Here is a 4,236-nt window from a genome sequence, read left to right on the forward strand (position 1 = left end):
CTACGACGTGTTCTTCTGGAGGCGTCCCGCCATGCGCGCGGCCCTGGACACCTGGGCGCGCCGTTACAACGCCGAGCTCGACCGCCTTGCGCGCCTGGAGGCGAAGGGCCGTGCCTACGTGTTCTACGCGAACGGCCAGGGAGTGGCCAACACCGAGCGCGACCGGGCGAGGCTCCAGGCGAACTTCCGGCGCGGCCGCGCGCAGGCCCAGGCGGAGCTGCCCGCCTGGGAGCGCTTCCTGGGGAGGTAAGCACGCCCCGCACGGCAAGAAAAGTCGAGCGCCCGCGGGCCTTCTGCGGTTTCATACGTACCCGGACGAACGAAGGAACCGGAGAAGGAGGAGAGGGCATGGACGAAGTCATACGGGCCAAGGGCCTTTCGAAGTCGTACGGCGGCCGTCCCGTCGTACGCGACCTTGGGCTCTGCGTGGGAGCCGGCGAGGTGTTCGGGCTTCTGGGCGCCAACGGCGCGGGAAAGACGACGAGCGTGGAGTGCCTGCTGGGCGTGCGCAAGCCCGACGCAGGCACGGTGCGCATCCTGGGCATGGACCCGCAGCGCGAGCGGCGCCGGCTGTTCCAGCGGGTAGGCGTGCAGTTCCAGGAGGGCAGCCACCAGGCGGAGATCCGCGTGGACGAGCTCTGCCGCGAGACGGCGTGCCTGTACGGCAGGCCGGCCGACTGGCGGGCGCTGCTCGCGCGCTTCGGCTTGGAGGGGCGCGAGCGCGCCCAGGTGAAACAGCTGTCGGGCGGCCAGCGCCAGCGGCTGTTCATCGTGCTGGCGCTGACAGGGCGCCCTCAGGTGGTGTTTCTGGACGAGCTGACCACCGGATTGGACGTGAAGGCGCGCCGCGACGTGTGGCGGACGCTGGAGGAGCTGAAGCACGACGGGCTGACCATATTCCTGACCTCGCATTTCATGGATGAAGTGGAGGCGCTGTGCGACCGTGTGCTCATCCTGCGCGACGGCCGCGAGGCGTTCTCGGGAACGGTGGGGCAGGCGGTGGACGCCAGCCCGTGCAGCACGTTCGAGGATGCGTACCTGTGGTTCTCCGGGGAGGAGCCCGAGGGGCCCGACGGTGACGAAGAGAAAGGAAACGTGCGATGAGCAGGTTCAAAGGTTTCGGGACGCTGTTCGGTATCGAGCTCAAGCTGAACGTGCGCGACATGAACATGGTGGTGTTCGCCATCGCCATGCCGCTCGTGGTGCTGGCGGTGCTGGGCATCGTGTACGACACGGACCCCGCGTTCGAGGGCGCCGGCTACTCGTTCGTCGAGCAGTCGTTCGGCGCGGTGGCCTCCATCGCCATCTGCGCGGCGGGTGCGATGGGCCTGCCGCTGGCCGTGGCGGACTATCGCGAGCGGAAGGTGTTCAAGCGCATGAAGGCGACGCCGGCCAGCCCTGCGCTCATCCTGGGAGTGAGCCTGGCCATCTACGCGCTGTATGCGGCGGTGTCGCTCGCGCTCCTCTGGGCGGTGGCCACGCTCGCGTTCGGCGTGCAGATGCGCGGATCGTGGCCGGCCTTCCTCGGAGGCTGGCTGCTCACGCTGGCCGGCATGCTGAGCATCGGGCTGGTGGTGGGAGGCCTGGCGCGCACGAGCAAGCAGGCGTCCATCATTGCGAGCATACTGTACTTTCCCATGCTCGTGTTCTCGGGTGCCACGCTGCCGTTCGAGATCATGCCCCCGGCGGTTCAGCAGGTCGCGGGAGTCATGCCGCTTTCGCAGGGCATCCAGCTGATGAAGTCGGCGTTCTTGGGTGCGCCGCCCGACGTGGCGGCGGTGCCGCTGGCCGTGCTGGCAGCGGTGGCCGTGGCGTGCACGGCGGTGGCGGTTCGGTTCTTCCGGTGGGAATAGGGCAAAAACGGTCGAGCGCCCGCGCGCGCGTCCGGTAGAGTGGTCGGGTGCAGGCGCGGGGCAGTGGAAAGCGGACGGCGGAAAGGGGCGTGCGGCGTGAACGAGCAGGTGCAGGCAGTGCAGCGGATGCAGGACTACCTCGAGGAGCACGTGGAGGACGAGGTGACCCTTGAGGACCTCGCTGCCGTGTCGCTGTTCTCGCCGTGGCATTCCTACCGGCTGTTTCGCCGGCTCACGGGCATGACCCCCGCCGACTACCAGCGCCGGATGCGCCTCACGCATTCGGCCGCGCGGCTGCGCGAGGAGGGCCGGCGCGTGGCCGACGTGGCCTTCGAGTCGGGGTTCGGCAGCGTGGACGGCTACCAGCGGGCGTTTCGCCGCGAGTTCGGCTGCAACCCCGGCTCCTACGCGGCCGATCCGGTCCCCATCGGCCTGTTCGTGCCTTACGGCGTGAAGTTCGACGAGCTGCGCCGCGCCCACGTGCCCGCCCCTGCGAACGCGGCGAGAAACGTGCTGGTGCAGACGATCGAGAAGCCGGCGCGCCGCGTGGTGCTGAAGCGCGGCGTGTCGGCGCACGACTACTTCTCGTACGGCGAGGAGGTGGGATGTCAGGTGTGGGGCCTCATCACCAGCATGGAGCAGCTGGGCGGCGAGCCGGTGAGCCTATGGCTGCCGCCGCGCTTCCGCCCCGCCGGCACGTCGGTGTACGTGCAGGGCGCGGAGATGCCCGCCGGCTTCGAGGGCCCCGTGCCCAACGGCTTCGACGTGGTCGACCTGCCCGCCGCCACGTACCTTTCGTTCCAAGGCGAGCCCTTCCGCGAGGAGGACTTCGTGGACGCCGTGGAATCCGTGCAGCGCGCCATGGACCGCTACGACCCGGCCGCCATCGGCTATGCCTGGGACGACGACCACCCCCGCGTGCAGTACGAGCCCGATCCTGCAGCCGGCTACCGCGAGATGCGCGCCGTGAGGCCGCTCGCAACGGGGGAGCGGCCCGCTTGCGCCGCCCCTACCGGCCCTGCCCCTGCTCCCAGCGCTTGAGGTGGGGAAGCAGCGCGCCCATGAACGACACCGCCTCGTCGCGCGAGATGCGGCAGGCGGCGGCCATGTGGGGGGCGGCCTCCTCGATGAGCTCCTCCATGGTCTCGTCGCGGACGAACGCGCCGTTCTCGTAGCACATCGAGCAGAAGTCGCGCGAACGGCCGCCGCCTGCCTCGCTGCCGTGGTCGGCCTCCTGGTAGAACGGCATGCCGCAGCTTTGGCAGTAGTCTTTGTCGGGCATCTCCAGCAGCTCCATGAGCGGCATGTCGAACGTGGCGGCGATGAGCTTGCACATGTCCACGCCCGGCTCGGTCTCGCCGGTCTCCCAGCGCGAGACGGCTTGGCGGGTGACGTAGAGCCTGCGCGCCACGTCCTCCTGCGTGAGGTTGCGCTCACGGCGCATGCGGGCTAGCGACTCTCCGATGGCCATGCGGATTCCTTTCTTCGCGAAGGGCCCCGTGGGGCCGCGGCGCCGTTTTCTCGCCGCAGGGCCATTGAACCACGTCGTGTGCGTTGCGGTAAAGAAACAAAACGTTGCCCGACGCCCGCCCGGGTCTTACGCCGGGGCGGGCACCCCGCGGTCGAAGGCGAGCAGGCGGCGGTAGCGCTCGCTCGTGCGCTCCAGCTCGGCGGGCGAGCCCTCCATCTCTATGCGGCCGTCCTCCACGAACACGACGCGGTCCATGGCGGACACGCCCTGCAGGTGGTGGGTGATCATGATGAGCGTCCTGCCCTCCGCGTTCTCGACGAACGTCTTCAGCAGCGCGCGCTCGGTGGCGGGGTCGAGGCCCACGGTGGGCTCGTCCAGCAGTATGACGGGCGTGTCCTGCAAGAGCACGCGGGCGAGCGCGATGCGGTGGCGCTCGCCGCCCGAGAAGCGCATGCCGGCCTCGTCCACCAGGGTGTCGAGCCCTTCCGGCAGGCGCTCCACCAGGCCGGAGAGCCCCACGTGCGCCAGCACCTCGCGGATCTGGCCGTCGGTGGCGGCGGGGTTGCCGATGCGCAGGTTCTCGCGCAGCGTCATGTTGAACAGGTACGTCTGCTGCTGGATCACGCCGATGTGCCGCGCCATGGCGTCGCCGAAGCTGCTGGCGGGCACGCCGTTCAGCGTCACGCTGCCGGACGCAGGCGCCAGATCGCCGCGGATGAGGGAGGCCAGCGTGCTCTTGCCCGAGCCGCTGCGCCCCAGGATGGCGACCTTCTGGCCCTGCGGGATGGTCAGGCTCACCCCGTCGAGCACGGCGCGTGCGGAGCCGGGGTAGCGAAACGCCACGTTCTCCACGGCCAGGGCGAGGGGCGCCTCCACCGCGGGCGCGGGGCCCTCCTCCGGCGCGGGCTGGGG

General features: G+C 70.0%; 6 protein-coding genes. 4 read left to right on the forward strand and 2 right to left on the reverse strand.

Annotated elements, in window-relative coordinates; genetic code table 11:
* From GPA_RS03095 to GPA_RS03110, 4 genes are all read left to right on the forward strand, one after another.
* Positions 1-250 (forward strand): DUF6363 domain-containing protein (locus GPA_RS03095; RefSeq protein WP_331429687.1); only part of this gene is annotated, 250 nt, incomplete at its 5' end.
* A 98-nt stretch (positions 251-348) separates the two neighbouring features.
* Positions 349-1,104 (forward strand): ABC transporter ATP-binding protein, encoded by a 756-nt coding sequence (locus tag GPA_RS03100; protein WP_015538900.1) that lies wholly within the window; start codon positions 349-351, stop codon positions 1,102-1,104.
* Entirely contained in the window at positions 1,101-1,853 is a 753-nt protein-coding gene (locus GPA_RS03105; RefSeq protein WP_015538901.1) for an ABC transporter permease, read from the forward strand. The genes GPA_RS03100 and GPA_RS03105 overlap by 4 nt, the downstream gene beginning before the upstream one ends.
* Before the next feature lie 96 nt (positions 1,854-1,949).
* Positions 1,950-2,894 carry a helix-turn-helix transcriptional regulator gene (locus tag GPA_RS03110; RefSeq protein ID WP_197533065.1) on the forward strand — a complete coding sequence of 315 codons (945 nt, stop codon included), beginning with the start codon at positions 1,950-1,952 and terminating at the stop codon, positions 2,892-2,894.
* Here the strand turns inward: GPA_RS03110 and GPA_RS03115 are convergent.
* Entirely contained in the window at positions 2,863-3,324 is a 462-nt protein-coding gene (locus GPA_RS03115) for a zinc ribbon domain-containing protein (protein ID WP_015538902.1), read from the reverse strand. The genes GPA_RS03110 and GPA_RS03115 overlap by 32 nt on opposite strands.
* A gap of 126 nt (positions 3,325-3,450) precedes the next feature.
* The coding region (locus GPA_RS18800; RefSeq protein WP_167536590.1) for an amino acid ABC transporter ATP-binding/permease protein at positions 3,451-4,236 on the reverse strand (786 nt) is incomplete at its 5' end.

This window comes from Gordonibacter pamelaeae 7-10-1-b (assembly GCF_000210055.1).
Classification (GTDB): domain Bacteria; phylum Actinomycetota; class Coriobacteriia; order Coriobacteriales; family Eggerthellaceae; genus Gordonibacter; species Gordonibacter pamelaeae.

What these genes read in the sequence shown, in the direction of transcription:
- GPA_RS03100 (WP_015538900.1), top strand. Translation starts at nt 349, where the DNA reads ATGGACGAAGTCATACGGGCCAAGGGCCTTTCGAAGTCGTACGGCGGC.
- GPA_RS03105 (WP_015538901.1), top strand. Translation starts at nt 1,101, where the DNA reads ATGAGCAGGTTCAAAGGTTTCGGGACGCTGTTCGGTATCGAGCTCAAG.
- GPA_RS03115 (WP_015538902.1), bottom strand. Translation starts at nt 3,324, where the DNA reads ATGGCCATCGGAGAGTCGCTAGCCCGCATGCGCCGTGAGCGCAACCTC.